This window comes from Sulfitobacter dubius (genome assembly GCF_027214245.1).
Classification (GTDB): Bacteria; Pseudomonadota; Alphaproteobacteria; order Rhodobacterales; family Rhodobacteraceae; genus Sulfitobacter; species Sulfitobacter dubius_A.
Genome location: NZ_JAPWHM010000034.1, coordinates 1 through 620, shown reverse-complemented (window position 1 = coordinate 620; position 620 = coordinate 1). Strand labels below are relative to the sequence as shown.

At 61.5% G+C, this 620-nt stretch carries 1 pseudogene; it reads left to right on the top strand.

The window, feature by feature from the left end:
- A pseudogene (locus O4H31_RS19495) lies at window positions 1–544 on the top strand (tyrosine-type recombinase/integrase); the annotation flags it as partial.
- Between the last annotated feature and the right edge of the window lie 76 nt (window positions 545–620).

Below are 620 nucleotides of genomic sequence, written 5' to 3'. Positions count from 1 at the left end.
GAAGCATGTCTGGGCGATCCGGGTCCGATTGGAGATCGCCCATCGGACCCGAGAACTGGCGCTCTTCAATCTCGCCATCGATAGCAAGTAGCGTGGTTGCGACCTGGTGCGGCTCAAGGTCGCCGACGTCTACGCCGCGGGGCAGGTCAGGCACCGCGCTGCGATTGTCCAGAGCAAGACAAGCAGGCCCGTGAGCTTCGAGATTACCGAAGGGACTCGGAAAGCAATCGAAGCCTGGCTCGAATCCCCGCTCATGATTGGGTCGGAGCATCTCTGGCCGGGACGGTTCCACGAACGGCTGCACATTTCGACGCGGCAGTATGCTCGCCTCGTCCGGGACTGGGTGGCCTCCATCGGTCTCGAGCCGAGCGCCTACGGCACCCATTCCATGCGTCGCACCAAGGTTGCTGAGATTTATCGGAAGACCGGCAATCTTAGAGCAGTGCAGCTATTGCTTGGCCATACGAAGATGGACAGCACCGTGCGCTACCTCGGCGTCGAACTGGAGGATGCGCTCGCGATCGCAGAGTCGGTAGAGATCTAAGCGCCAGGGGCCGGTCTGTCGCGGCCGGCCCAGACCTGCCATTACCTTGATGATCGAACGCTGCGATGCAGCTTCA